The sequence below is a fragment of the Pseudonocardia sp. TRM90224 genome, assembly GCF_021245725.1.
Lineage (GTDB): Bacteria > Actinomycetota > Actinomycetes > Mycobacteriales > Pseudonocardiaceae > Pseudonocardia.
In genome coordinates this window covers 13,498-39,146 of sequence record NZ_JAJGSX010000048.1, presented here as the reverse complement: position 1 = coordinate 39,146, position 25,649 = coordinate 13,498, and the positions used below count along the sequence as shown (strand labels likewise).

The window sequence follows — 25,649 nt, the reverse complement described above, 5'->3', positions numbered from 1 at the left end:
CGCGCGGGCCCCCGGCCGTCAGTTCGTTCAGTACTGTTCGCGCGCGTTGACCCGGGCCGGCCAGTACCGCTGCCCCGGCAACGGCCGGTAGTCCGGCCAGCGTGGCGGGCCGCCGTTCAGGTCGTCCCCGAAAACGGTCACCCGATGCCCGACCCGCGGTTCCCGGTAATCGTTGAGCGCGTAGTGCTGGGTGACCCGGTTGTCCCACACCGCGATGTCGCCGGCCTGCCACCGGTGGCGGCACGTGAGTTCGGGCCGCTCGGCGAATGCGAAGAGGTATTCGAGCAGTGCATCACTTTCCCCGCGGCTCAGCTGCGGTATGTGTGAGGTGAACAACCTGTTGACGTACAACGCTTTTCGGCCGGTTTCCGGGTGCACCCGCACCGCCGGGTGCTCGGCCCGCCTCGTCGATTCGCTGCCGGGCTGGCTGTGCACGGCGGTCAACCCGTCGAGCAGATCGCGGATGGGTGCGGACAGTTGCTCGTAGGCGAGGTACTGGTTGCTCCACATCGTGTCGCCGCCCCGGCGCGGCAGCCGGACCAGCCGCAGGACCGAGGCCAGCGGCGGGGTCGGGTCGTAGGTGATGTCGGTGTGCCAGACGTCGACCTTGCCGCCGTCCTCCGAGTTGATCACCACGATGTCCGGATAGCCCTCCAGTCGTGGCAGGTGGGAATGCGGCACGACCTGACCGAGCCGCGCCCCGAAAGCGATGTGCGCCTCCGGGGAAACGTGTTCCTGACCGGCGATGAAGATCACCAGATGATCGAGCAGGGCTTGCTTGATCTCGCGGAACCCGCTGTCGGTCAGCGTTTCGAGATCGACCCCTTCGATGGTGGCTCCGAGGGCGCCCGCGGCGGGTTCGACAGTGATCCGGGCAATGGTCGACAAATGCATCACGCTCGTTTCGACGTCGTTGTGACGGGGTGTCCCATCAATACTCCGCGGATCAGCCTCGACGCAAGGAAAGGACTTCAGGCATGACCGATGACGTTTCGACCGCGGATCTCTCGATGAACGAGTCGCCGTACTGCCCGGTGCCGGCCGTGCTCGACGCCGTCCGGTCGGCCGCGGCCAGGATGCAGCGCTACCCCGACTTCCGCGCGGCCGACGTCGGGACGGCGCTGGCGAAGCACCTCGACGTGCCGGAGGGCGAGCTGGTGCTCGGGCCCGGATCCGCAGGGCTCACGCAGCTGGTGATCCAGGCGCTGGACCCGGGCCGGAGCGAGGTCGTGCACCCCGCGCTGTCGTTCGAGGGCTACCCGCTGATGATCGCCAATGCGCGCACGCGGTCGGTGCCCGTGCCGCTGGCCGGGCTCGCCCACGACCTCGACGCGATGGCCGCCGCCGTCACCGAGCGGACCCGGTGCGTGCTGCTCTGCAACCCGAACAACCCCACTGCGGCTGCGCTCACGCAGGCCGAGGTCACCGAGTTCCTGGCCCGGATCCCGGCCGAGGTCGTCGTCGTGATCGACGAGGCCTACCGCGACTACGTCAGCGATCCGGGCTGTGCCGATCCGGGTTGGGCCGACGGGCTGGCCCTGCGCGGCGCGCACGACAACGTCTGCGTCGTGCGCACCTTCTCCAAGGCGCACGGGCTGGCCGCGCTGCGGATCGGCTACGCGGTGGTCCCGGCCCGGATCGCCACCTCGGTGCGGATGGCGAGCATCCTGTTCTACCCGGGCGGGCTCGCCCAGGCCGCGGCGATCGCGTGCCTCGAACCGGACGTGCAGGAGACGGCCGCACGTCGCGCCGCCGAGTTGCGCGACACCCGCGACCGGCTGCGCGCCGACCTCGTCGCCGCCGGGCTGCCCGTCGCCCCGAGCGAAACGAACTTCCTGTGGCTGCCTCTCGGCCCGGACAGCGAGGGGTTCACCGCCCGCTGCGCCGCCGCCGGGATCCTCGTGCGCTGCTTCCCCGGCGTGGGGGTGCGCCTCACGGTCGGGAGCGCGGCGGACAACGCGCGGGTGCTGGCCGTGGCGGGCTCCCGGTGAGGGTCCTCGTCGTCACGTGGGGCTGGCGGTCGCACCTGTACCCGCTGGTCCCGCTGGCGTGGGCGCTGCGCGCGGCCGGGCACGACGTCGTGGTCGCCGGCCCGCCCGACCTCGTCGACGTGATCACCGGCGCCGGCCTGCCGGCGGTCCCGGTGGGCCGGCTCCTCGACTTCGCCGCGGTGGCCGCAGGCCAGGTCGGGCCGATCTCGGACGATCACGGTGTAGAGGGGCTGCCGCCGACCATCACTGCCGGCGGGGTCGCGTTCCGGTACGCGGAGGCGATGCTGCCGGAGCTCGTCGAGTTCGGCCGGTTCCACCGCCCCGACCTGGTGCTGCACGAGCCGGGCAACCTCGCGGCCGCCGTTGCGGCGGCGGCGATGCGGGTGCCGAGCGTGCGGCTGCTGTGGGGGCCCGACCACGGCACCCGGCTGCGGCTCGACACCGACGCGGTGCTCGGTCCGCTGGTGGACGGGCTCGGGATGGACCCGGCGGCCGTGGAGCTCGACGGCACGCTCACCCTCGACCCCTGCCCGCCGCCGATGCAGGTGCCGCTGCCGGTGGCGTCCGTGCCGACGCGGTTCGTCCCCTACAACGGCGCCGCGGTGCTGCCCGGCTGGCTGCGCCGCCCGCCCGAGCGCCCTCGCGTCTGCCTCACCCGCGGCACGCTGATGGCCGCGATCGGCATGGACGTCGAGTTCGACCTGGTCGCGGGGGTGCGGGCGATCGCGGAGCTCGACGTGGAGGTGGTGCTGGCGCTCAGCGGCGTCGACCTCACCGGCGTCGCGCTGCCGTCCAACGTCCGGGTGTGCGCCGGCGAGCTCGCGCTGCACCTGCTGCTGCCGCACTGCGCCGCGGTGGTGCACCAGGGCGGCGCCGGCACGACGATGACCGCCGCGGCGTGCGGTGTGCCGCAGCTGATCGTGCCCGCCATCGCCGACCAGCACTTCAACGCGGAGCGGGTCGCCCGCACCGGGGCCGGCACCGCGCTGCCCGTCGAACGTGCCGCCCCGGGTGCGGTTCGCGACGCCGTGGCCGCGCTGCTCGCCGACCCCGGCCGGCGGGCGATGGCGACCGAACTGTGGCGGCGGATCGAGGCGCGACCGGCGCCGGCCGCGACCGTCCTGCACCTGGAGCAGGTGGCCCACCACCGACCCAACGCTCGACGACTGGAGACCACCGCATGAGCAGGCCGCTCCCGTTCCCCCTCCCCGAGCCGCCGTCGATCTACGAGCCGCTCCCGCAGCTGGTCGACCTCCAGCGCGACCAGCCGGTCGTCGAGGTGCGGATGGCGGACGGCACGCCGGCGTGGCTGGTGTCGAGCTACGCGGACGTGCGGCTCGCGCTCACCGACCGCCGGTTCAGCCGCGAGATCCGGCGGGCCGAGCGGCCGCCCGTCGCGGAGCTGGGTGCCATGGAGACGGAGTCGCTGATCGGGCTGGACCCGCCGGAGCACACCCGGCTGCGGCGCGTCGTCGCGCACGCCTTCACCCCGCGGCGGGTCGAGCGGCTGCGGCCCGCGGTGCGGGCGATGGTCGACCAGCTGCTCTCCCGCATGGTCGAGCGGCCGTGTCCCGTGGACCTCGTGGAGCTTTTCTCCACCCCGCTGCCGGTCTGGGTGATCTGCGACCTGATGGGGATCGCGCCGAAGGACCGGGAGCGGTGCAAGGAGTGGTCCGACGTCATGGTCGGGGACTGGAACCGCGACCCGGAGCGGACGAACACGGCGGTCGCCGGGATCGCCGAGCTGATCGAATCGCGGCGCAAGGACCCCGGCGACGACCTGATCAGCGAGCTGGTCCTGGCCCAGGAGGAGCACGGGCGGCTGACCGAGCGCGAGATGCTCATGGTGTGCATCGGCGTGCTCATCGGTGGGCACGAGACGACGACCAACCAGATCAACCTGTTCCTCATGACGTTGCTGCACCACCGCGACCTGTGGTCGCGCATCGTCGGGAATCCGGAGATCATCCCGAGCGCGGTCGAGGAGCTCTCCCGGTTCGTGCAGGTCGGCATCACCGGGGTCATGCAGCCTCGGGTGACGCTGGAGGAGGTGCGGCTCAGCGGGGTGCCCGTCCCGGCGGGCGCGGTGGTGCTGCCGGCCTTCATGGTGGCCAACCGCGATCCGGCGGTGTTCCCCGACCCGCACCGCGTCGACGTCGACCGGCCGGCCAACCCGCACCTCGGCTTCGGCGCGGGCGTGCACCGCTGCCTCGGCATCCACCTCGCGCGGATGGAGCTGCAGGAGGCGCTGGCCGGGATCGCGCGCCGGCTGCCCGACGTCCGGCTGGCGGTGCCCGAGTCGGAGATCGTGTTCGTCGACGGCCTGGTGGTCCGCCAGGTCCAGACCCTGCCGCTCACGTGGTGACCCCGCAGGAGGAGATGGTCGAGCGCATCGTCACGTGGTGCTCGGCGCGGGCCGACGTGCGGGCGGTGGTGCTCACCGGCTCGCTCGCCCAGCCGGCCGCCCGCGTCGACGACATGTCCGATGTGGACATCGAGATCACGTTCGCCGACGTGACGCCCGAGCTGCTCGGCGGTACGTGGTGGCGCGACTTCGGGGAGGTCTGGACCGCATACACGCTCGCGCCGTTGCCGGTGTGGAGCGTCGTCTACGCCGGCGGCACCACCGTCGACATGAGCGTCGTCGACGCCGGCCGCATCGGCGACATGGTGGCGAGCGGCGTGCTGAGCCCCGGCTGGGACTGCGGATACCGGGTGCTGCTCGACCGCGACGGGCTCACGCGCGGCCTGCCGGCGCCGCGCGGGGAGTGGCCCGACCGCGGGCGGCTCACCGCCGCGGAGTTCCGCAGGCTCGTCGACGGCTTCTGGTTCGACGGGCTGCGGGTGCCCAAGTACATCGCCCGCGGCCAGCTGTGGAAGGCGAAGTCGCGCGACTGGGTGGCGAAGGCGCACCTCCTGCGCATGCTGGAGTGGCACGCCACGATCATCGGCGGGCACCGGGTCGAGGACACGGGGCTGGGCAGCGACATGCCGTCGTGGCTGGCGCCCGAGCTGTGGGTCGCCGTCCACGACGTGTTCGGGCGGTTCGACGCGGCCGACGCGCGGCGCGCGTTCACCTCGTCGCTCGACCTGTTCTGGCGGGTTGCCGGTGAGGTGGCGGCGGCAAGCGGGTTCGAGTTCCCCCTGCCGGCGGATCGCCACCTCCGTGAACGCGTGGAGGAGCTGCTGCGCAGGGTCACGGTGGTGTGGTCATGAGGGCCGTCGTGATCGGCGCCGGTGTCGCGGGCCTCGCCGCCGCTCGCGCGCTTGCGGACCACGGCAGTGTTGTGGTCGTCGATCGTGACGAGGTGGCCGACACCGCGGTGCCGCGGCGGGGGGTGCCGCAAGGCGGGCACGGCCACGTCCTGCTCGTCGCCGGCCAGCGGGCGCTCGGCACGCTCTTCCCGGACCTGATGGACGAGCTGGTCGCGGCCGGCGCCGTCCGGTTCGACCCCGGCATGAGCCTGGCGTTCCACCGGTTCGGCGCGATCTGGCCGCGCGTCCATACCCCGCTGCGGCTGGTGACCGCGAGCCGGCCGCTGCTCGAACGCACCATCCGGCGGCGGGTGCTGGCGCTGCCCGGCGTCGAGGTGCGGGGCGGGCGCGCGGTGACCGGCCTCGTCGACGACGGGACGCGCATCACCGGCGTCGGGCTCGACGACGGCAGTGTGCTGGACGCCGACCTGGTCGTCGACTGCAGCGGGCGCGGCGGGCGGTCGCAGCGGTGGCTGGGGGAGCTGGGGCACGCGGTTCCGCGGGTCACGGAGGTCACGATCGGGGTCGGGTACGCGACCAGGCTGTACCGGCGCAAGCCCGCCGACCTCGGCGAGTACGAGGCCGCGTTCGCGCTGCCCGACCCGCCCGCGGAGCTGCGGGCCGGGCTGGTGCTGCCCGTCGAGGACGACCGGTGGCTCGTGTCGCTCGGCGGCTGGCACGGCGCGTTCCCCCGCGACGCGGCCGGGTTCGACGCGCACGCCACGGCGCTCCCGCACCCCGGCATCGAAGGCATCGTGACGGGCTGCGAGCCGCTCACCGACGTCGCCGTCTGCACGCTGCCCGTCAGCCGGCGCCGCCACTTCGAGGAGCTGCGCGACGTCCCGTCCGGCTACCTCGCGCTGGGCGACGCCGTCTGCAGCTTCAACCCGATCTACGGGCAAGGCATGACGTGCGCGGCGATGGAGGCCGGCGCGCTCCGCGACGCGCTGGCCACCCACTCGACGGCCACAGCCGACCTGGTGCTCGACTTCTACCGGCGCGCGGCCCGCATCGTCGCGACGCCGTGGCAGTTCGCCTCCGGCGGCGACTTCGCCTACCCGCAGACCGAGGGCGCCCGCCCGCGCGGGATCGCGCTGCTCAACGCCTACGCCCGGCGCGTGCAGCTCGCGTCCATGGTGGACCCGGCGATCCGCAGGGTCTTCACGTCGGTGCAGCACCTGATCATGGACCCGGCCGAGCTCCGCCGCCCGGGGATGGTGCTGGACGTGCTCCTGAAGGCGCGCCGGGCGCCAGTGGCCGGTGGGGTGGGGGAGGGCGCACTCCAACCGCGGTCGGCGACGTGACCCAGGTGGTGTCGGACGCGGGAGGCGGGGCCGGTGAGGGCAGGAAAGCCACTTTCCTGCCCTGTGAGGGCCGGAAAGTGGCTTTCCTGCCCTCCCGACCCACGGGTGAGCCGCGTGAACGGCGCTTTCGGGCGATGGGTCCAGCTCACCAGAGCAGGAGAGTGGTCTCGGTCAGACTGACATGGCCACCGCGCCGAGATCGACCTCAGCGCCGTCCAAACATGATCAAAGGGCGCTGTGGTTCATCTCGCGACCTCCTGCAGCGAGCCGTCGCCCTTCCCTCGCCCGCCGTCCTCGGGGTGTTCGCGGTGGTGCCAGGAAAGTGGCTTTCCTGTCCTGTGGTGCCAGGAAAGCCACTTTCCTGACCCTCCGTTGGCCGGCTACGAGGTCGGTCTCCTCACCCCGCGATCTCGGCCCCCGGGTGGGCGAGGCTCCATTCCCCCCACTTCGACACGTAGCCGTCGGCGGCGAGCGGCAGCCGTTCGCCGGCCCGCGGCCCCGAGAGGCACCGGCCGAGGTGGTCCCACAGGCCACCGTCGGGGTCGGCGAGCCGCAGCGGCTCGTTGCCGACGACGGTGAACGTCGCGCCGGGCCCGTCCAGCACCAGCCCGCGGTAGTCGCCGGCCAGCGTGAACAGCCGCGGCCGGCCGCCCACGTCGCGCTGGAGCAGCCCGCCGTGCTTGCGCAGCACCGCCAGCGGCACCGCGACCGCTTCCCCCGCCTCCGCGTCCCCGACGCCCAGCACCAGCTCGGCCGACGGGAGCCGGTGGTCGACGAGCTCGGGTTGGCGCAGCCGCACCTCACGCAGGGAGGTGTGCGCGGCGTTCGGGTCGAGCACGCCGGGCAGGTCGCGCACGTGCGGCCGCTGCCGCATCTCCTCGCCGGCGAGCACGACGGTCGTCGTGGGGTGGTCGCGCACCCAGTTCGCCCAGTGGTCGACGAAGGCGGGCAGCCGCGGCAGCTGCGCCCCGCTGCGCGGCCCGCTGTGTGCGCGGCCCGTGAACGGGTGCCAGCGGCTCTGGCTCGTGAGGTCGGCGATCGTGAACGTGCCGAGCGCCCGGTACTCCGCCTCCGCCCGCTCCACCAGCGTGAACACCAGCGGATCGCGGTCGCCCGGCGGCACCGGCACGAAGGCGGAGGTCGCGCTGCACGCTTCGCACAGCGTGACCACAACCGGCGCGGTCGGGTACCAGGGGTAGCCGGGCTCGCCGTCCGCGGTCATCGACTCCGACCAGAGGTAGCCGCCCGGCTCGTCCGACGTGATCAGGGTGTCGTTGACGAGGTGGTAGTTCGCGAGCACCCACCACGGGTAGGCCCGCGCCTGGTCGCCGACCAGGATCCCGACCACCGCGTCGTCGCCGCGCATGTGCGCGGCGGCGTCGGCGGCCACCACCGCGGGGTTGTTGAGGGGCAGGAACCACGGCCGCTTGACGTCCGGCGAGAAGCCCTCAGTCCCCGAATCCGCAGTCATCGCGCACCCACCGCGACCAGCCCGGCGACGAACGCGAACAGCTCGTCCTTGTCGACGATCGAGGTGTTGCGCTCGTACGCCGTCTCCTTGACCCACTGCAACGCCGCGTCCAGCACCGCGTCGTCGAGCTCGACGCCCCGCTCGGCCGCCACGGCCTGCAGCACCCGCCGGCTGGCCAGCTGCGTCACCTCGACGTGCGGCCGCACCCCGAGCACCGCCAGCGGGTCGAACGGGCGGAAGAGATCGCGGTCGAGGAACGGGGTGCCCGTCGAGATCGTGTTCACCCCGGGCCCCGCAACCGCGTCGGTGATCTTCATCGGCACCCCCGTCACCCGGCTGACCTCGTGCGCGGTCGGCACCACACCGTGCAGGTCGGGCGGGCTCGCCCACAGCGGTCCGGTCGTCCCGAGCGCGGACTCCGGCGCGCCCACCACGCCCGAGAGCGCCACGAGCAGTTGCTCGGTGGCGGCGAGCCCGGTGCGCTCGCCGAGGCCCAACCACGAGGACGCCACCACCCGCACGCCTGCAGCCACCGCCTCCAGGTTGTTGGCCAGCGCGAGCCCGAGGTCGTTGTGCAGGTGCACGCCGACGGTGGCCTCGCCGGCCTGCGACCCGACCACCTGCAGGAACGCCGCCGTCTGGCGGGGGAAGAACCGGCCGACGGTGTCGCAGACCTTCAGGATCCCCGCGCCGGCGCTGCTCAGCGCCTCGATCGCGGCAACGGTGGGCCCGGGATCGTCGGGCCGGGCGTCGACGAGCGCGACGTCCACCGGCACACCCCCGCCGATGTCGAGCGCGAACGCCAGGCAGTCGAGCCCGCGGGCCAGCGCGGCCTCCTTCGACGCCATGCCCAGCGTGCGGGCCACGGCGTCCGAGACCGGGATCCAGAACGTCACCCGCGGGTGCGCGGCGTCGCGCAACGCGGTCAGCCCGAGCTCGATGTCGTGCCGGGTGGCGCGGCCGTGCGAGGCGAGCGAGCAGTTCTCGACCTCCTCGGCCAGCTCCCGCATCGCCCGCACCTCCTGCGGCCCGATCGCGGGGAAGCCCGCCGCGAAGATCACGTGGTCGGGACCGGCGGCGCTGAAGATCGCCCCGGTGCGCCGGGCCACAGTCACCCGCTCGGCTCCGCTCATGATCGTCTTGGCCTGCGCGCCGTCGCGGGCGCACTCCTCCCAGATCACGACCTCGCCGCGCGATGCGGCTGCTTTCGGCCGGTCGGCAGACGTCACTGCGCCTCCTCTGAAGTGGTGGGTACGGCCCACGGCCGGCGCCGCGCGTCGTCGTCGACGAACCGGGCGATGGCGGCGGTGTGCTCGTCGATGAGGTCGATGGCCGTGCGGCCGGTGGCCAGCTGCAGGTGCTGGAGGGGGTCCAGCGGGAACGGCGCGGCCCGCCCGTCCGGCAGCACGACGGCGAGCCGCTCGACGTCCACGGTCACCTCGACCGGCCCGGCCGTCGCCAGCGCGGCCAGCTCGGAGTGCCAGGCCGGGTCGAGCACAGCCGGCACGATCCCGTTCTGCACGCAGTTCGCGCGGAAGATCGCGCCGAACCCGGCCGCGACGACGCAGTCGAACCCGGCGTCGCGCAACGCCCAGACCGCGGCCTCCCGGGAGCTGCCGCAGCCGAAGTTCGCCCCGGCGAGCAGGATCGACGCGCCGCGGTACTCCGGCCGGTCGAGCACGAACGTCTCGCCGGTTCCCTCGCGCCAGCACGCGAACAGGGCCCGTCCGAAGTCGTCCGACGCGCGTGGCGGGATGTCCCGGGAACGGATGATCACGTCGGTGTTGACGTGGTCGAGCAGCAGCGGGGCCACCAGCCCCGACCGCACGGGCCCCTTCCCGATGGCCGAGCTCATGGCACCCGCGGATCGGCGATGGCCCCGGCCACCGCGGACGCCGCGACCGTCGCCGGGCTGGCCAGGTGCGACCGGGCAGAGGCGCCTTGCCGGTGCTCGAAGTTGCGGTTGGTGGAGGTCACCACACGCTGCCCGGCGAACGACTCGCCCCCGGCGTGGAAGCACATCGAGCACCCGGCCTCCCGCCACGAGAACCCGGCTGCGCGGAACACCACGTCCAGGCCCTCGGCCTCGGCCTGCCGCCGCACCGCGCCCGAGCCGGGTACGCAGATCGCCCGCACATCCGGCGCCACCGTCCGCCCGCGCAGCACCGCGGCGGCCGCCCGCAGGTCGGAGATGCGCGCGTTGGTGCAGGAGCCGATGAACGCACCCGAGATCGGCAGGCCGAGCAGGGGCTGTCCCGGCCGCAGGTCCATGTACGTCAGCGCGCGCTCGGGCCCGGCCGGCACCCGGCCGCCGACACCGATCACCTGCGCCGGGCTCGTTCCCCACGTGACCTGCGGTTGCAGCGCGCCGCAGTCGACGGTGGCGGTGCGCTCGTACTCGGCGTCGGGATCGGACCGTAGCGCGGTCCACTCGGCCACCGCCGCGTCCCACAGCTCACCCCGCGGGGCGAGCGGCGTGCGGGCGACGTACTCGATCGTCGTGTCGTCCGGCGCGACGACGGCGGTGCGCGCGGACAGCTCCGTCGCGAGGTTGCACAGCGTGAGCCGCTCCTCGACCGACATCCCGGTCACGACCGGCCCGGTGAACTCGACGGTGCAGCCCGCGGCGCCGTCCTCGCCGAGCACACCGGCCAGGTGCAGCGCCACGTCCTTCGCCGTCACGGCCGCGGGACGGATGCCGGTCAGCTCGACGCGCATCGGGCGCGGCGGCGCCATCAGCAGGCAGCCGGTGGCCAGCGCCTGCTCCAGCTCGGTCGTGCCCACACCCCAGGCCAGCGCGCCGATCCCGCCGACGGTGCCGGTGTGGCTGTCGTTGCAGACCAGCGTCAACCCGGGCAACGCAATGCCCTGCTCCGGCGAGATCACGTGCACGATCCCCTGGCCGGGGTCGTCGACGTCGAGCAGCCGCAGCCCGTGCCGGCGCGCGCCCGCCCGCAGCTCGGCGAGCAGCACCTCGCCCCCGGGCACCTCGCTCGCGCCGGTGCGTCCGGGGCGGGTGTCGACCACGTGATCGGCCGTCGCGACGACGGCGGCGGGCCGCGCGACCGGCCGCCCGGCGTCGGTCAGCTTGCGCAGGGTCAGCCCGCCGCCGCGGTCGTGCACGAGCACACGGTCGATGTGCACGAGGGCCGTTCCGCCCGCGAGCTCGGCGACGACGTGCCGGGCCCAGATCTTCTCGACGACGCTCTGCCGTCGAGTTGTGCGGGGAGGTCGAGTTGTGCGGGGCCGTCGGGTCTTCATCCGGCCCTGTCGCCGGACAGTTCGGTCGTCAATTCGGCAACCAACTCGGCGGCCAGCCGCGAGGTGATCAGCGCGACGGCCGGTTTGCCGTTCGGGGTGCTCGGCAAAGCCGGCCACACCGCGATGTGCACCGGCACGGCCTGCGCCGGCAGCTGGGCGGCGATGTGCTCGCGCACCGCAATCGGATCGACGGCACCGGTCGCGACCACCGCGGCCGCCAGCACGGTGCGACCGCCGGACCCGACTCCGACAGCTATCGAGTCGGTGATCCCGGGGAACGTGGCCAGCGCGTCCTCGACCGTCGCCGGCCACACCGTCTGCCCGTCCTCCATCTGCACGGCGCGCGATTCACGGCCCTTGAGGAAGACGTAGCCGTCGTGGTCCTGGTAGCCGAGGTCGCCGGTGTAGACGACGGTGCGGCCGGGGAACGCGGCGTGGGTGCGCAGCACGGTGGCGGTGAGCTCCGGCCGGCCGAGGTAGCCCGCCATCACCCCCGGCCCCCAGTGCGCGACCTCGCCGACGGTGCCCGTCGGCGCCACCGTCTCCTCGTCGATCGTGACGAACAGGTGCGACCCCGCCACCGCTCGCCCGACGCTCCCGAACCGCGGGGTGTGCTCCGCGGCGGAGATCGGGAAGTGCGTCATCTGGCGGACCTCGGCCTGCCCGAAGATCTCGTAGACCGCGACGTCTCCGCCGAGCCGCGTGATCAGCTCGCTGAAGCGGGTGCGCGGCATGTGCAGCCCGCCGGTGGAGATGTAACGCAGGGTGGGCACGTCGCCGAACAGGGTGTCGTGGCCCGCGGTCGCCGCGAGCGCCGCTGTCCACAGCGGGGTCGAGCCGCCGAGCCCGGTGATCCCGGCCCGGCGGATGATCTCCCCGAGTGCCCGGTCGCGCGCCCGCGTCAGGTGCAGCGACGCCCCCGAGAACAGCGCGCTGAAGATCTGGACCAGGCCGAGGTTGCTGCCGAAGCCGACGATGCACAGCAGGCGGTCGGCCGCGGTGAGGCCGCAGCCGTCGATCTGGACGTCGGCGAAGTGCGAGAGCCCGTCGCGGGTGCCCAGGACAGCTTTGGGGCCCCCGGTCGAGCCCGAGGAGAAGTGCGCGTGCGCGATGCCGTCGAACGCCGCCGACCCCGTGCGCGGCGCAGGCGGGGCGACCGGCGCGGAGAGCGACAGCACCGGGTGGGCCCAGCCCGCCGGTCGGTCCGCACCCGCGACCTCCAGCAGGATCGGGTGGTAGCCCTCCTCTTGGGCGATGAGCGCGGCCCCGGGGCCGTCCACCACGAGCCCGACGGGCTGCATCCGCTCGACCAGGTCGACGCGCTCCACCGCGGTGAAGCGCTCGCTGAGCACGCAGAACGCCGCCCGCTCGCGCAGCAGCGCGAGGATCAGCGCGACGCACTCGGGGGACGGCCTGGCCAGTATCGGCGCCAGGTGCCCCGGCCCGACGCCGAGCGCGACCAGCTGCGCCCGGAACTCCTCGACCATCGCCCGCAGCTGCGCGAACGTCACGGTGCGCGGCGGCGACGCGTCCTCGTCGACGACGGCCACCGCGTCGGCCGGCCCGGCGGCGAGCGCCGCGGCGAGCCGGTCGTCGAACGGGACCAGCGGCCACCGGCCCACCGGCTCAGACATTGGCCACCGGCTCCACGACGGGGCTCGCCGGCTCCGCTGCGCGCGGCGGGCGCGCGTGCTCGGGGATCGTGTCCCAGGTGGCCAGCGCCGCCTCGATGAGGTGGGTGTCGGAGCTCCAGCCGTACTCGCCGGCGATCCCGGTGACCTCACCCGGCCCGGGTTTGTAAATGGGCCGGGTCAGCATGCGGTGCTTGATGCGCTCGCGCGGGAAATCGACGCACTCGTTCAGGGCCGGATCGCGGAAGACGTTCATCGGTTCCTCGCCGCGTTCCAGTGCGTCGAGCTGGTTGAGCAGCAGCCGGCGGTACCGGATGATCCCGACGTCCGAAGTGCCGAGTTTCTCCTGGTCACGCTGCGCGATCTCGCCTTGCTCGACCCACGCCATGTAGTCCTGGTTGAAGCTGTAGTCGACGATCCAGTTGCCCAGCTCGTCCTTCAGCGGTACGTACCGGTAGGAAACGGACTTCTGCTCGGGTGCGCGGGTGCCGGGAGCCGTCGGGAAGATGTAGAGCGAAATGTGGTTGGTGTGCGTGTCGTCGATCGGCACCCGGAACTGCATCGTGTAGGCGAATTGGCAGCCGGTGACGAGGATGTGCGGGAAGAGCACCGGGTGCCCGACCGTCCAGTCCTCCTCCTCGCCGGTGTCGCCCTCCACCATGCGGGCCTTCGCCATGCCGTGCTCGAAGTCGTAGAACCTGATCTTGAGGTGGCGCTTGCCCGCCGTCGGGCCGAGCCCCTCGAACCGGGTCTCCTCGCCCATGTCGGTGATGCGGCGCATGTAGTTCGGGTAGTTCGTGTGCAGCCATTCGGTGTGCACCGGGTCGAGCGAGTTCTCCTGGCACTGCAGCCAGTTGCAGGGCAGCTCGGCGATCGAGATGTCGCGCACGGCCTCGTCCCACACCAGCGGCGCCCACCTGGGCAGCAGCGGCGCCGGGGCCGGCCCGAGGTAGGCCCACACCAGCCCGGCCAGCTCCTGCACGGGGTAGCCGGCGATGCCGCACTTGGCCGCGAAGGCGTCGTTGCCGGTGGTGGTGCGCTCGAAGGGCTGCTCGATGCACGTGCCGTCGATGCCGAACTTCCACCCGTGGTACGGGCAGCGGATCCCGTCCTGCTCGACCATCCCGGTCGCGAGGTTCACGCGGCGGTGCGAGCAGAAGCGGTCGAGCAGCGCGAGGCGTCCGCTGCGGTCGCGGAAGAGCACGAGGTCCTCGCCGAGCAGCCGGATCTCCTTGGTGCGCAGCGGGTTCGCGTCCAGCTCCGCGGCGGGGGCGATCGGGTGCCAGTAGCGGCGCATCAGCTCGCCCATGGGGGTACCCGGACCCACCCGGGTGAGGCGTTCGTTGTCCGCGGACGTCAGCATCTGGCTCCCGTCTAGAATGCGCCGGTGCAACTTGGTCGGAGGGGTTGGAAGGTCGTTCGCAATCGTGAGTCCGACGACGGCACGTTTTGCGTGGATGTTTTCGAGCGCGGCGACGGAACGTTCGGCTTCGAACATTTCCGCCGCGATGTGGAGGACGGCGGGGCGTGGACCGCGGTTGGCGGCTACTCGGGCCGCGTGTTCGACTCAGCGCAAGCGGCCGACGATGCCGTCCACGGTCTGATCACCTGGCTGACCCATTGACATGAGACCCCCCGCGCGCAACAACCACCCCCCGGCGGTGCGTCGCCGAGCGTAAGGCGCAGGCAGCGGTGGAGGCAAGGTTTTGCCCTCATGGGTGCGGAACGCGGCGAGAACTTCGCGGTGCTCGTGCGGCGGTCCATCCATTGAAGTTGCTCATGATTGACCAAAGGTATTGACATTCGACCGGTCGGCGGGGCGGTGCCAGGCTCGTCCCACCGTCGGTCGAACAGGAAGAGCACCCAAGATGGACGCCACCGCACTCCAGGACGCCTACCGCACCTTCCTCGATGCTGCTGAGAGCGTCGCCGCCGCAGGTGATGCCATCCGCACCCCGCCGCCGGGCGAGTGGGACGCCGACCAGATCCTGGCCCACATCGCCATCATCAACGCGGCAACCATCGCCGCCGTCAACTCCGTCGCCACGGGCTCCCTCACGACCTACGACAACCGCATCGCGCACGACGGCTGGACCCTCGCGCACGTCATCGAGCTGTCCGGTGGTGGCGCCGGGCTGCGCGACCGCATCCGCCTTCAGGGCGAAGCCCTCTGCGCCCTGGTCGGATCGGTCACGAGCGATGCCGAGCCGGCCACGCTCGTGCCGACGTTGCTGGTGTCCAAGGACGCGGTGCTCCTCGACCAACCGGTGCCGCTGCGGGACCTCATCACGGGCCTCTCCGACGTGGAACTCCCCGGTCACGCGGCGCAGCTGCGGGCACTGCTGCCGGCCGGTGCGGGCTAGCGCCGCAACCTGGAAGCCGGTCGCCCTGGACGAGGTGGGTGCACGAACCGCGGGCGCAGGGCGCTCGCGCACGCGAGGGCAGGAAAGCCACTTTCCGGCCCTCACAGGGCAGGAAAGTGGCTTTCCTGCCCTCCCCACACCCTTCGGGTGACCGGATTGCGGTTGCCTCAGCCGCCGAACACGACCTCGAGCATCGCCACCCGACCGGCGTTCCACTCGAGCCGCATGGTGCCGCTGCCGCCCGATGCCCAGACGAACTCGACGACGTCGGTGTTGCCATCGGTCTCGATCCGGATCGCTTCCAGCGTCTCGGTGGGAGGTTGCAGCTCGTACGCAGCCGCGATCGCGTCGCGGCCCGTGTACGGGCCTGCCGGGACGCCGACGAACGTCATCCGGGCGTCCGGGGTGAAGCGGTCCGCGAACATCGACCAGCGTCCGTCGCGGACCGCCGTGTTGAACGCATCGACGTGTTGCTGCACCCGCGCTGACACAGCCACCACGCTAGCCACCCCGCTACCGCACGAGCGTCCCGTCGACCCAGACGTTCGCGATGTCGTGCCGGATGGTGTGGGTGAAGATCCGGGCCAGCGCGTCGTCCGGATCGGTGGCGTGCCGGAGGGCCGTGTCGAGCGTGCTCGCCGGGGCCGGGCGGAGCCAGAGGGCGTCGAAGCGTTTGCCCGTGCTGAGGTCGCCGATCAGGTCGTCGAGCCCCAGTGCCTTCGCCCCGGCCGCGGTGGCCATGTGCAGCAGGTGCGCGGGGGTGAGCGGCACGCCGTCGTCGGTGCGCAGGCGCTGCGCGAAGTAGGCCTGCAGCCCCTCCTTGAACAGGGAGAACCCGGTGCCCGCTCCGACGTCGGAGCCGAGCGCGACCGGCACCCCGTGGTCGAGGTGCCGCCCGAGCGGGAACAGGCCGCTGCCGAGCGAGGCGTTGCTCGTCGGGCAGTGCGCCACCGTTGCGCCGGTGGTGCCGAGCAGGCCGAGCTCGGCGTCGGTCGGGTGCACGTTGTGGGCGAAGACGCTGCGCGGGCCGACCAGCCCGTGTTTGTGGTAGCTGTCGAGGTAGTCGCAGCCGAACAGCTCGCGCACCTTCGCGATCTCCGCCGGGTTCTCGTTGACGTGTGTCGTGAACCAGCTCCCATGCAGGCTGTCGTGCAGCGCCTGGCAGGCGGCGAGCATCGGGTCGGAGCAGGAGAGCGCGAAGCGCGGGATCACCGCGTACCGGGCGCGGCCGCGGCCGTGCCAGCGCGCGGCGAGCTCCGCCCCCTCGTCGTACGCCCGCTGCGGCGTCGTGTGCAGCTGTGGATGCAGCAGCCGGTCGCTGACCACCAGCCCGCTCGTGATGCGCGGACCCGCGGCCTCGGCCGCCTCGAACATGAGGTCGACGGCCGGCGCGAAGTGCGCCCCGAACACGAGCGCGGTCGTGGTGCCCGCCTCCAGCAGCGAGGTGACGAACTCGGCCGCGACGCCCCGCGCGTACTCGACGTCGGCCATGCGCGCCTCCTCCGGGAGCGCGCAGCGGTCGAGCCAGTCCAGCAGCGGCATGCCGAGCCCGCCGATGATCCGGACCTGCGGGAAGTGGACGTGGGCGTCGACGAGACCGGGCAGCAGCACCCCGTCGCTCAGGTCGACGACGTCGTCCTCGGGGTGCCGGGCCCGCACGTCGGCGAACGGGGCGCGGTCGACGATCGTGCCGTCGGTGACGGCCAGCCCGGCGTCGGCGTCCGACCGCAGCGTGCCGCCGCGGAACGGGTCGTCGGGGGTGTCGAGGACCCGGGCGCGGTAGATCGTCACGAGTGACCGACCGATATCGCAACACTGCACCGCTCGAAGGTGCGCAGCAGGTCGGCCGCGACGCTCACAGCGATCGTCGCAGGATCCTTGCCCGTGAGGTCGGGCAGCCCGATCGGGGTCGTGATCCGGGCCGTCGCGGCCGGGTCGTGGCCGCCTTCCTCGATCAACCGCTTCCGGAAGCGCGCCCACTTGCCCGCCGAACCGATCAGGCCGATCGAGCCGAACTCGCCGGTCCGCAGCACCGCGTCGCACAGCGCGGCGTCCTCGGCGTGGTCGTGGGTCATGATCAGCACGTGGGTGCCGGCAGGCAGCTCGCCGAGCACCACCTCGGGCAGCAGCGGCACGTGGTGGACGTGCACCCGGGCGACCGCGTCGGCGAGAACGGCCAGTCGCTCGTCGGTCAGCTGCTCGGGACGGGTGTCGATCAGGTGCAGCTCCAGGTCGTGGCGGGCGAGCACGCGGGCCAGCTCGAGCCCGACGTGCCCCACCCCGAAGATCGCGACAGCGGGCACGACGGGCAGCGGCTCCAGCAGCACCGTGACCTCGCCGCCGCAGCACTGCACACCGTGCTGGTAGCGGGCCTTGTCCGAGAGCGCCACCGTCAGCAGCTCCGGGGCGGCCGCTCCGAGCAGCTCGCGGGCGCGTTCGATCGCCACCGCTTCGAGGTTCCCGCCGCCGATCGACCCGCAGGACGTGGTGGCGGCGACGACCATCTTCGCGCCGGCGTTGCGCGGTGCGTGCCCGCGCACCGCGGCCACGGTGACCAGCACGGCCGGCTCGCGTTCGGCCCGCAGCCGCGCCACGGCCGTCATCCAGGTGTCGTCAGGCATTGCTCACCGCCTCCTGGCGTGGTGGTTCGGGGCGTGGTGGTTCGAGGTGGTGCGGTCCGGGCGCGGCCGGCCCACGCGCGTGTTCGACGGCCCAGTACACCGCTTCCGGGGTGGCCGGTGAGGCGAGCTCGACGCTGATCCCGGGTGGCCCGAACGCCGCCGCTGCCACGCGCAGCGCCTCCCGGACGGACAGTGCCAGCATGAGTGGCGGCTCGCCGACCGCCTTGGAGCCGTAGATCGCGCCTTCCTCGGTGGCGTTGCGCAGCAGCGTCACGTTGAACGCCGCGGGCATCTCGGAGAAGCTCGGCAGCTTGTACGTGCTCGCCGACTGGGTGAGGAACCGGCCCCGGCCCGGCCCCTCCCGGGTGTCCCACCGCGGGTCCTCCAGCGTCAGCCAGCCCGCGCCCTGCACGAAACCGCCCTCGATCTGCCCGATGTCGACCAGCGGGGAGAGGCTGTCGCCCACGTCGTGCACGATGTCGACCCGCCGGATCCGGTAGGCGCCGGTGAACCCGTCGACCTCCACCTCCGTCGCGGCGGCGCCGTAGGCGAAGTACTTGAACGGTGAGCCGTGGAACGTCGTGGCGTTCCAGTGCAGCCCTTCCGTGCGGTAGAAGCCGGCCGCGGACAGCTGCACCCGCTGCATGTAGGCGGTCATGACCAGCTGCTCCCACGCGATGCTGGTTTCGGTGCCGAGCGCGTGGGCCACGCCGTCGGTGATGCGCACGTCGGCGGGGTTGGTGCCCAACCCGGTCGCGGCGACCTGCAGCAGCCGCTCGCGGATCTGCGCGCAGGCGTTCCGCACCGCGCCTCCGTTGAGGTCGGCACCGGAGCTGGCGGCGGTCGCCGAGGTGTTGGGCACCTTGTCCGTGCGGGTCGGGGCCAGCCGCACCTTCGACAGCGGGATGCCCAGGGTCGTCGCGGCGACCTGCAGCATCTTGGTGTGCAGGCCCTGGCCCATCTCGGTGCCGCCGTGGTTGATCAGGACCGAGCCGTCCTTGTAGACGTGCACGAGCGCGCCGGCCTGGTTGAACGCGGTGAGGTTGAACGAGATGCCGAACTTCACCGGCGTCATCACCAACGCGCGTTTCGTGTGCTCGTGGGTGGCGTTGAACCGCTCGATCGCGTGCCGCCGCGCCGGGACGTCGCCGCTGTCGCCGATCTCGTCCCACAGCGTCGTGAGGCGTTCGGGGTGGCGGACGGGCTGCCCGTACGGGGTGCTCTGGCCGGCTTCGTAGAAGTTGCGTCGCCGCAGCTCGATCGGGTCGATGCCGAGCAGCGGGGCGCAGCGGCCGAGGATGTCCTCCACCACGAGCATGCCCTGCGGGCCGCCGAAGCCGCGGAAGGCGGTGTTGGACGTCGTGTTGGTCCGCGCGACGCGGCCGTCCACGCGCACGTCGGGGATCCAGTAGGCGTTGTCGATGTGGCACATGGCGCGGGCCAGCACCGGTTCGGACAGGTCGAGGCTCCAGCCGCCGTCCGCGGTGAGCGTCGCCTCCAGTGCCTGCAGCCGGCCGTCGTCGTCGAACCCGACCCGCCACTGCGCGAGGAAGCCGTGCCGCTTGCCGGTCATCGTCATGTCCTGGGTGCGGTTGAGCCGCAGCCGGACCGGGCGGCCGGTGAGCACCGCGCCCAGCGCCGCGATCGCGGCGAAACCGTGCGGCTGCATCTCCTTGCCGCCGAAGCCGCCACCCATCCGCAGGCACTGGACGGTGACCTCGTGGCTGGGCCGGCCCAGCACGTGCGCGACGATCTCCTGGGTCTCCGAGGGGTGCTGGGTGCTGCTCTGCACGAAGATCTGCTCGGCCTCGTCGACGTGGGCGAGCGCCGCGTGCGTCTCCAGGTAGAAGTGCTCCTGCCCGGCGAACTCGAACTCGCCGCTGAACACGTGCCGCGAGCGCGCCAGCCCGTCCTCGACGTCCCCGCGGGCCAGCTGTGGCCGGCCGCCCTGGAAGCTCTCCGCGGCGACCGCCTCCCGCACCGTGACGAGGGCCGGCAGCGGCTCGGCGTCGACCTCGACGGCGGCCGCGCCGAGCCGGGCCGCTTCGAGGGTCTCGGCGAGCACCCAGCAGACGGCGTGCCCGTGGAACATCGTCTCGCTGGGGAAGAGCGGCTCGTCGTGCTTCACCCCGGCGTCGTTGACGCCCGGCACGTCGGCCGCGGTGAGCACCCGCACCACGCCGGGCACGTCGAGCGCGGGCGCGGTGCGCAGCGCGGTGATCCGGGCGTGGGCGTGCGGCACCTGCACCGGGTGGGCGTGCAGGACGTCCTTGGTGCGGTGCACGAGGTCGTCGGTGTAGAGCGCTGCGCCGGTCACGTGCAGCGTCGCGCTCTCGTGCGGGACGGCGAGCCCGACCGCGGCGTTGTCGGGGCGCTCCGAGAGCTCGCTCATGCCGGCACCTCCACGGCGTTCTGGGTATAGAGCTTGCGCAGGCTCGTGCCGAGCATCGCGGCGCGGTACGCCGCGCTGGCGCGGTGGTCGTCCAGGGGCGTTCCTTCGGAACGCAGCACTTCGGCGGCCGCCTGCACGGAGCTCCGGGTCCACGGCCGCCCTTCCAGCGCGGCCTCGGTGGCGTAGGCCCTGATCGGTGTTGCGGCCACCCCGCCCAGGCCGATGCGTGCGCTGGCGACGATGTCGCCGCGGATGTCGAGCGCAAACGCGACCGCGACGCTGGAGATGTCGTCGAAGCGCCGTTTGGCGATCTTGTGGAACGCGGTGAGCGGCGCGAGCGGCAGTGGGATGCGGACCGCGCGGATCAGCTCGTCGGGCCGGCGAACGCTTTGGCGGTAGCCGGTGAAGTAGTCGGCCAGCGCCACCTCGCGCTCGCCGTCGGCGTCCGCGAGCACAACTCGCGCGTCGAGTGCCAGCAGCACCGGCGGGCTGTCCCCGATCGGCGAACCGGTGCCGAGGTTGCCACCGAGGGTGGCGGCGTTGCGGATCAGCCGGGACGCGAACTGCGGGAACAGCTCCGCCAGCAACGGCACCCGGCCGTCCAGCTGCCGTTCGATCTCGGTGAGGGTCAGCGCCGCACCGATCTCGATCCGGTCGGCGTCCACCGACAGCCCGCGCAGCTCCGGGAGGCGATCCACCGCGACGACGTCGTCCGCGCGGCGGCCCCGCAGGTTGACCTCGACACCCCAGTCGGTGAACCCGGCGACGACGGTGGCGGCCGGGCGGTCCCGCAGGATGCGCAGGGCGTCGGCTAGCGACGAGGGTCGGGTGAACCCGGCGACGTCCGTCGGCGCGGGCTCGGGTGCGGGATCGGCGCAACGGGCGGCGAACCGGTCGTCGTCGGCGGGGACGTCGAGCGCGTAGGCGGCGTCGCGGATCGGGCGGTACCCGGTGCAGCGGCACAGGTTGCCGCTCAGCGCGTGCAGGTCGAAGCCGTTCGGGCCGTGCTCGCCGAGGTGTCCGTTCGCCGCCGGCGTGGCTGCGCGACCTGGCCGGTAGTACTCGGCCGCCATGCTGCAGACGAACCCGGGTGTGCAGTAGCCGCACTGCGAGCCGCCGCGCAACGCCATCTCCTGCTGCACGGGGTGCAGGGCCTTGGGGTCGCCGAGCCCTTCCGCGGTTACGACCTCCTGCCCGTCGAGCGCCATCGCGGCGGGCAGACACGCGTTGATCGCGACCCACTCGGTGGCACGGGTGGTGCCCGGCCGCGCGACCAGCACCGAGCAGGCCCCGCACTCGCCTTCGGCGCAGCCCTCCTTGGAACCCGTCAGGCCGATCCCGCGCAGGAAGTCGAGCAGCGTGGTGTGCGCGGGCACGCCGGCCAACCCGGCCCCGCGGCCGTTGACCGTGATCTCACCCTCTGCCATCGCGACTTCCTCTCGCTGCAGGCGTACATCAGCGATACCGAGTACAGCGAACAACAACGTTCCCGGATACCGGCCGAACCGACAAACCGCGGCCGGTGCACCTCCCTCGGGTTGGAGGAACGATCAACCCGTTCGGGAGACATCGTGTGCGGAACGCACACATTCGCACGCCCTAGAAGACCATGACGTCGAGCCATTTGGAGCCGTCGGGGTAGAAGCCGCGACGGTCGGTGAGATGGCGGATGACCGCGGGCATGTGGGCCGCGCCGTACACCACGCCGACGGTCACGGTCACGGGCCGTCCTTCCCACTGGTCGAGCGCGCGGTCCAGCCCGTCGACGACCCGGTCCAACGCGGCGAGGAGCCGCTGGTCCCGGTACGCACTCACCAAGCCGCTCAGTTGTGGGGTTTCGCTGCTGAACTCCTTGTTGCTGGTCAGCAGGACGGTTGAGCCGCCCACCACCATCGCGAGCACCAGGACGGGCAGGAGGCACACGATGCCCACCCACTCCCGGAAGGTCCAGCTGTCGCGGCGGCGCGAGTTGCCCCAGAGCCGGTCCGGCCAGATCACGGGTATGCCGAGCGCTTCGTAGTCGATGTCCTGGAAGGTGAGCCTCCGGACGCCGCGCTGCCGGGTGAGCCGACCTGCGAGCAGGATCGCGTATCCGGTAGAGCTGGGGCGGTCGAATCCCTCAGCCACGACGACGTCCAGCTTGCGCAGGCGCCGGGCGACCTTCCGGTAGAACTTCGGGTCGGCGAAGTGCAGCATCGGGAACAGCACAATGACCTGCTGCTTCGTCGGATGGGACAGCCGGACGACCGCCGACCGCACACCGGTCTCGCTCAATTCGGTCAGCTGCATGAGATACCCCCGTCGTCACCCGGGTACCGATGTGAGGACGACGGTGAGGTACACGCACGGTGCGGGCCAGCGGGTTGACCAAGATTTGACCTTCGGCCGTCAGAAGGTGGCGATCGGGTTCACCGGACTCCCGGACGTCCCGGCGAAGCGGACGGGCGCCACCGCGAGCTGGAAGTCCCACTGGCCGAGCTCCGCGGCCGTCGCCCTGCACGCCTCCAGGTCGCAGTTGTCCAGCAGCCACAACCCCATCGCGACGAGGCCGACGGCGTGCACCGGCATCAGGACGTCGGCGTACCCCGAGGGCTGGACGTCCTGCGGGGTGTCGGCGCCGATCAGCGCGACCCCCCGTTCGTGCAGCCACGGCAGGCAGGACGCGTGCCAGCCGGCCTGCGTGAAGCCGCCCGCCACCCCGGCCTCGTGCCGGGCGCGGCCGTAGCCGGTCCGCAGGAGCAGCGCGTCGCCGGAGCGCACCTGCACGCCCTGGCGGCGCTCGGCCTCCTCGAGGTCGTCGGGGAACACGCCCTGCTCCGGTTCCAGCCACGGCACGCCGCGGACGGCCGCGACGTCCAGCAGCACACCCCGCGTGACGATCCCGTTCGCCGCTGCCGTGACGGCCGCCCACGCCGACCCCGTTTCGGCGTCGACGAGGGAGTGCGACCGCCCGTTGTACGTCTTGCCGTCCCAGAACAGGTGGCACGGCGAGTCGACGTGGGTGATCGTGTTGCCGTGGAACATGATGCCGAGCTGCTCGTTGGAGAAGCCCCAGCGCCGGTCGGCGTGGAAGGCCACGGGCATGTTCTCGGCACCGGGCATGTCGGCGGCACACGGGCACACCGTCGTGCTCCGCTGCATCTCCTCCGGCACCCGGATGTCCCACGCGCACGACACGCTCCTGCCGTGGCGCACGGCCCGCGCCGCCGCCAGCCGGACGTCGTCGGTGATCAGGTTGAGCGTGCCGCGCTCGTCGTCATCGCCCCACCGCCCCCAGTTCGACAGCGTCTCGAAGTACCCGAGCACGTCGTCCTGCGTGGGCAGCGATCGCCCTGCCGTCATCCCAGCCCCCTTGGTCACCTCGAACACCGCGGGCAGGGTATCGGCCCTACGGAGACCGGCGGATGATCTCCGCGCGCGCCCGCTCGGTCGGGGTTGCGATGTCCCAGAAGCGGACGGTGCCCCGCGCCTCGCGGTAGACGCCGGTGCCGCCGGTGATGGCCATGGTCTGCGGCGCCGCAGCCGCTCAGTGTCGCGGCGACGAAGGACGCGGCGAGGACCCTCCTGAACGCCTTCACGGCCGCGGCCCGTCGATCCAGCCGAGCTCGACCGCGAACCCGTGCATGACGACCTCGGCCACCGGCAGCGTGACGTACGAGACGGCGAACAGGACGGCGAGGAGCCCGGTCGGGACGATCCACGCGCGGGCACCGGCCACCGGCGGCCGCGCACCCACACGCCGGCCGGCCGGCCGCAACGCCCACGAGGCGACGGCGAGCACTGCGAACATCAACGGCGGTCCCCACGCCCTGACGCCGTCGCCGACGACCAGGTGCGACACCACAGCGCCCGACCAGAGGAAGAAGCACCCCGCGTAGGCCCATTCCTTCAGCACCGGCAGCCCGGGCGCGATGATCGCGGCGGCCGCGGCCGCCTGCGCCACCCCCAGGATGTAGGCGAAGAAGAGCGGGTATCCCAGGTGCTGCAGCTGGATCTCGATCCATCCGATCGTCAGCAGGTTCCACAGCGATCCGGCGGTCAGCTCGGCGACGATGACGAAGGTGATGATCCAGAAGGCGGTTCGGCGGGTCCGGTTCGTCGTCACCACGTCACCCGCAGCGACTTGACCCCGTACACGGCGCTGAAGACCCGGAAGTCGATCTGCTCGTCCGGATCGGCCATGGCGAGGTGCGGGAAGCGCCGCAGCAGGGCCGGGAGGGCTATCCGCATCTCCATCCGGGCCAGCGGCGCACCGAGGCAGTGGTGCACACCGTGGCCGAACGCGACGTGGCCGGCGGCTCCCCGGCCGGTGTCGAGGGTGTCGGGACGGTCGATGAGCGTGCTGTCGCGATTGGCGACCTGGAGGGAGCAGAACACGAGCGAACCCGCGGGGATGGCATGTCCGGCGATCTCCACGTCCGTCGTGGTCGTGCGGGGCGGCAGCTGCGCGACGGACAGCCAGCGCAGCAGCTCCTCCACGGCCGGGTCGATCCGGGTCGGGTCGTCGCGGATCGCCGCGAGCTGGTCCGCGTGCCGCAGCAGGGCCAGGGTGCCGAGGCCGAGCATGTTCGCGGTCGTCTCGTGGCCGGCCAGCAGCAGCAGGACGGCGATGCCGACCAGCTCGGCGGTGCTGAGATCGCCGCCGTGCTCGCGCACCAGCATGCCGAGCATGTCGTCGGCCGGTTCCGCCTCTGCGCGGGCGACCAGTTCGGCCATGTACTCCCGTTCCTCGCGCCTCGCCGCGAGCCGCTGTTCCCCTGGCAACGAGGTGTCCAGCTGGCGGGTCGATCGCTCCTGGAACGCTGCGCGATCGGCGTACGGGACCCCCAGCAGCTCGCAGATCACCAGCGACGGCACCGGCAGCGCGAAGTGCTCCACCAGGTCGGCCGGCTTGCCGACCCGTTCCAGGTCGTCCAGAGCCGCCTGGACGATCTCCACGATCCGCGGCTCGAGCCGGCGCATCCGGCGTGCCGTGAACTCCGGGGTGAGCATCTTGCGCAGCCGCGTGTGTTCCGGCGGGTCGAACCCGATCAGGTTCCCGGCCTGCAAGGTGGCCCGTTCCTCGTCCTTCATCGCTCCGGAACCGGGGAGCGGCGTCTGCGCCCGGCTGAACCGGACCGGATCCGAGAGCACCAGGCGCACGTCCTCGTACCGGCAGACCAGGTACGCGGGCACGCCGGAGGGCGCCACGACGGGCAGCACACCTTCGGAATCACGTGCGCGGGCCAGTTCCGCGACCGGGTGGAATCCGTTCCGCCGCATCTGCAGCGGAAGTTCCGGGGTTTGTGTCATCGATCGTCGATCCGTTCTGTGATCGGGGTGTTTCGGGCACGCCACAGCAGCCCTCGTGACGTCGAAAT

At 72.5% G+C, this 25,649-nt stretch carries 23 protein-coding genes and 1 pseudogene; 7 read left to right on the top strand and 17 right to left on the bottom strand.

The window, feature by feature from the left end; genetic code table 11:
- Positions 1–27: 27 nt before the first annotated feature.
- The gene (locus tag LL648_RS37565; protein WP_232667654.1) at positions 28–894 is read right to left on the bottom strand and encodes a TauD/TfdA dioxygenase family protein; all 867 of its coding nucleotides are present in this window, start codon (positions 892–894) and stop codon (positions 28–30) included.
- Between the two features lie 83 nt (positions 895–977).
- Between LL648_RS37565 and LL648_RS37560 the strand changes: the two genes are divergently transcribed.
- Genes LL648_RS37560 through LL648_RS44880 form a run of 5 tightly spaced genes read left to right on the top strand, consistent with a single transcriptional unit; the run spans position 978 to position 6,550 of the window.
- Entirely contained in the window at positions 978–1,991 is a 1,014-nt protein-coding gene (locus LL648_RS37560; protein WP_232667653.1) for an aminotransferase class I/II-fold pyridoxal phosphate-dependent enzyme, read from the top strand.
- A complete protein-coding gene (locus LL648_RS45570; RefSeq protein ID WP_232667652.1) occupies positions 1,988–3,175 on the top strand; it encodes a nucleotide disphospho-sugar-binding domain-containing protein in 1,188 nt (395 codons plus the stop codon). The genes LL648_RS37560 and LL648_RS45570 overlap by 4 nt, the downstream gene beginning before the upstream one ends.
- Entirely contained in the window at positions 3,172–4,356 is a 1,185-nt protein-coding gene (locus tag LL648_RS37550) for a cytochrome P450 (protein WP_232667651.1), read from the top strand. Before LL648_RS45570 ends, LL648_RS37550 begins: the two co-directional genes overlap by 4 nt.
- Positions 4,350–5,207, top strand: coding sequence for an aminoglycoside 6-adenylyltransferase (locus tag LL648_RS37545; protein ID WP_232667650.1), 858 nt, complete (start codon positions 4,350–4,352; stop codon positions 5,205–5,207). The genes LL648_RS37550 and LL648_RS37545 overlap by 7 nt, the downstream gene beginning before the upstream one ends.
- On the top strand, positions 5,204–6,550 hold the full coding sequence (locus LL648_RS44880; RefSeq protein ID WP_305080814.1) for an FAD-dependent oxidoreductase: 1,347 nt from the start codon (positions 5,204–5,206) through the stop codon (positions 6,548–6,550). Before LL648_RS37545 ends, LL648_RS44880 begins: the two co-directional genes overlap by 4 nt.
- 397 nt (positions 6,551–6,947) lie before the next feature.
- On the opposite strand, the gene LL648_RS37535 is transcribed toward LL648_RS44880, so the two are convergent.
- The 6 genes from LL648_RS37535 to LL648_RS37510 are packed head-to-tail and all read right to left on the bottom strand — an operon-like array spanning position 6,948 to position 14,276.
- Positions 6,948–8,021, bottom strand: a complete 1,074-nt coding sequence (locus tag LL648_RS37535; protein WP_232667649.1) for a DUF3179 domain-containing (seleno)protein — start codon at positions 8,019–8,021, stop codon at positions 6,948–6,950.
- Positions 8,018–9,250 carry a 2-isopropylmalate synthase gene (locus LL648_RS37530; RefSeq protein WP_232667648.1) on the bottom strand — a complete coding sequence of 411 codons (1,233 nt, stop codon included), beginning with the start codon at positions 9,248–9,250 and terminating at the stop codon, positions 8,018–8,020. Before LL648_RS37530 ends, LL648_RS37535 begins: the two co-directional genes overlap by 4 nt.
- Entirely contained in the window at positions 9,247–9,876 is a 630-nt protein-coding gene (locus LL648_RS44875; protein WP_305080813.1) for a 3-isopropylmalate dehydratase small subunit, read from the bottom strand. Before LL648_RS44875 ends, LL648_RS37530 begins: the two co-directional genes overlap by 4 nt.
- Entirely contained in the window at positions 9,873–11,282 is a 1,410-nt protein-coding gene (locus LL648_RS37520) for a 3-isopropylmalate dehydratase large subunit (protein ID WP_232667647.1), read from the bottom strand. The genes LL648_RS44875 and LL648_RS37520 overlap by 4 nt, the downstream gene beginning before the upstream one ends.
- A complete protein-coding gene (locus tag LL648_RS37515; protein WP_232667646.1) occupies positions 11,279–12,916 on the bottom strand; it encodes a class I adenylate-forming enzyme family protein in 1,638 nt (545 codons plus the stop codon). The genes LL648_RS37520 and LL648_RS37515 overlap by 4 nt, the downstream gene beginning before the upstream one ends.
- Positions 12,909–14,276: an aromatic ring-hydroxylating dioxygenase subunit alpha gene (locus LL648_RS37510; protein WP_232667645.1), complete on the bottom strand. Its 1,368-nt coding sequence runs from the start codon at positions 14,274–14,276 to the stop codon at positions 12,909–12,911. The genes LL648_RS37515 and LL648_RS37510 overlap by 8 nt, the downstream gene beginning before the upstream one ends.
- Before the next feature lie 24 nt (positions 14,277–14,300).
- Here LL648_RS37510 and LL648_RS37505 point away from each other — a divergent pair, with 24 nt between their 5' ends.
- Positions 14,301–14,537 carry a hypothetical protein gene (locus LL648_RS37505; RefSeq protein WP_232667644.1) on the top strand — a complete coding sequence of 79 codons (237 nt, stop codon included), beginning with the start codon at positions 14,301–14,303 and terminating at the stop codon, positions 14,535–14,537.
- Between the two features lie 244 nt (positions 14,538–14,781).
- Positions 14,782–15,276 carry a hypothetical protein gene (locus LL648_RS37500; RefSeq protein WP_232667643.1) on the top strand — a complete coding sequence of 165 codons (495 nt, stop codon included), beginning with the start codon at positions 14,782–14,784 and terminating at the stop codon, positions 15,274–15,276.
- Positions 15,277–15,443: 167 nt separating this feature from the next.
- On the opposite strand, the gene LL648_RS37495 is transcribed toward LL648_RS37500, so the two are convergent.
- The 10 genes and pseudogenes from LL648_RS37495 to LL648_RS37455 all read right to left on the bottom strand — a co-directional run bounded on the left by LL648_RS37495 (position 15,444) and on the right by LL648_RS37455 (position 25,581).
- A complete protein-coding gene (locus LL648_RS37495; RefSeq protein WP_232667642.1) occupies positions 15,444–15,767 on the bottom strand; it encodes a nuclear transport factor 2 family protein in 324 nt (107 codons plus the stop codon).
- Positions 15,768–15,789: 22 nt separating this feature from the next.
- Positions 15,790–17,067, bottom strand: coding sequence for a guanine deaminase (locus LL648_RS37490; RefSeq protein ID WP_232667641.1), 1,278 nt, complete (start codon positions 17,065–17,067; stop codon positions 15,790–15,792).
- Positions 17,064–17,897, bottom strand: a complete 834-nt coding sequence (gene xdhC / locus LL648_RS37485; RefSeq protein ID WP_232667640.1) for a xanthine dehydrogenase accessory protein XdhC — start codon at positions 17,895–17,897, stop codon at positions 17,064–17,066. Before xdhC ends, LL648_RS37490 begins: the two co-directional genes overlap by 4 nt.
- Complete coding sequence (gene xdhB, locus LL648_RS37480; RefSeq protein WP_232667639.1) at positions 17,890–20,289, bottom strand: xanthine dehydrogenase molybdopterin binding subunit; 2,400 nt, start codon at positions 20,287–20,289, stop codon at positions 17,890–17,892. The genes xdhC and xdhB overlap by 8 nt, the downstream gene beginning before the upstream one ends.
- Complete coding sequence (locus LL648_RS37475; RefSeq protein WP_232667638.1) at positions 20,286–21,716, bottom strand: xanthine dehydrogenase small subunit; 1,431 nt, start codon at positions 21,714–21,716, stop codon at positions 20,286–20,288. Before LL648_RS37475 ends, xdhB begins: the two co-directional genes overlap by 4 nt.
- 172 nt (positions 21,717–21,888) lie before the next feature.
- Positions 21,889–22,578, bottom strand: a complete 690-nt coding sequence (locus LL648_RS37470) for a hypothetical protein (protein WP_232667637.1) — start codon at positions 22,576–22,578, stop codon at positions 21,889–21,891.
- A 99-nt stretch (positions 22,579–22,677) separates the two neighbouring features.
- Complete coding sequence (locus LL648_RS37465; RefSeq protein ID WP_232667636.1) at positions 22,678–23,631, bottom strand: cyclase family protein; 954 nt, start codon at positions 23,629–23,631, stop codon at positions 22,678–22,680.
- Positions 23,632–23,677: 46 nt separating this feature from the next.
- Positions 23,678–23,800 (bottom strand): annotated as a pseudogene (locus tag LL648_RS45890) (allene oxide cyclase barrel-like domain-containing protein); the annotation flags it as partial.
- Positions 23,801–23,863: 63 nt separating this feature from the next.
- Positions 23,864–24,394: a DoxX family protein gene (locus LL648_RS37460; RefSeq protein ID WP_232667635.1), complete on the bottom strand. Its 531-nt coding sequence runs from the start codon at positions 24,392–24,394 to the stop codon at positions 23,864–23,866.
- On the bottom strand, positions 24,391–25,581 hold the full coding sequence (locus LL648_RS37455; RefSeq protein WP_232667634.1) for a cytochrome P450: 1,191 nt from the start codon (positions 25,579–25,581) through the stop codon (positions 24,391–24,393). The genes LL648_RS37460 and LL648_RS37455 overlap by 4 nt, the downstream gene beginning before the upstream one ends.
- Positions 25,582–25,649 lie beyond the last annotated feature (68 nt).

Excerpts from the sequence above, each read along its gene's own strand:
- LL648_RS37565 (WP_232667654.1), bottom strand. The coding sequence starts at position 894 with ATGCATTTGTCGACCATTGCCCGGATCACTGTCGAACCCGCCGCGGGC.
- LL648_RS37560 (WP_232667653.1), top strand. The coding sequence starts at position 978 with ATGACCGATGACGTTTCGACCGCGGATCTCTCGATGAACGAGTCGCCG.
- LL648_RS37550 (WP_232667651.1), top strand. The coding sequence starts at position 3,172 with ATGAGCAGGCCGCTCCCGTTCCCCCTCCCCGAGCCGCCGTCGATCTAC.
- LL648_RS44880 (WP_305080814.1), top strand. The coding sequence starts at position 5,204 with ATGAGGGCCGTCGTGATCGGCGCCGGTGTCGCGGGCCTCGCCGCCGCT.
- LL648_RS37535 (WP_232667649.1), bottom strand. The coding sequence starts at position 8,021 with ATGACTGCGGATTCGGGGACTGAGGGCTTCTCGCCGGACGTCAAGCGG.
- LL648_RS44875 (WP_305080813.1), bottom strand. The coding sequence starts at position 9,876 with ATGAGCTCGGCCATCGGGAAGGGGCCCGTGCGGTCGGGGCTGGTGGCC.
- LL648_RS37520 (WP_232667647.1), bottom strand. The coding sequence starts at position 11,282 with ATGAAGACCCGACGGCCCCGCACAACTCGACCTCCCCGCACAACTCGA.
- LL648_RS37515 (WP_232667646.1), bottom strand. The coding sequence starts at position 12,916 with ATGTCTGAGCCGGTGGGCCGGTGGCCGCTGGTCCCGTTCGACGACCGG.
- LL648_RS37510 (WP_232667645.1), bottom strand. The coding sequence starts at position 14,276 with ATGCTGACGTCCGCGGACAACGAACGCCTCACCCGGGTGGGTCCGGGT.
- LL648_RS37500 (WP_232667643.1), top strand. The coding sequence starts at position 14,782 with ATGGACGCCACCGCACTCCAGGACGCCTACCGCACCTTCCTCGATGCT.
- xdhC (WP_232667640.1), bottom strand. The coding sequence starts at position 17,897 with ATGCCTGACGACACCTGGATGACGGCCGTGGCGCGGCTGCGGGCCGAA.
- xdhB (WP_232667639.1), bottom strand. The coding sequence starts at position 20,289 with ATGAGCGAGCTCTCGGAGCGCCCCGACAACGCCGCGGTCGGGCTCGCC.
- LL648_RS37475 (WP_232667638.1), bottom strand. The coding sequence starts at position 21,716 with ATGGCAGAGGGTGAGATCACGGTCAACGGCCGCGGGGCCGGGTTGGCC.
- LL648_RS37470 (WP_232667637.1), bottom strand. The coding sequence starts at position 22,578 with ATGCAGCTGACCGAATTGAGCGAGACCGGTGTGCGGTCGGCGGTCGTC.
- LL648_RS37465 (WP_232667636.1), bottom strand. The coding sequence starts at position 23,631 with ATGACGGCAGGGCGATCGCTGCCCACGCAGGACGACGTGCTCGGGTAC.
- LL648_RS37455 (WP_232667634.1), bottom strand. The coding sequence starts at position 25,581 with ATGACACAAACCCCGGAACTTCCGCTGCAGATGCGGCGGAACGGATTC.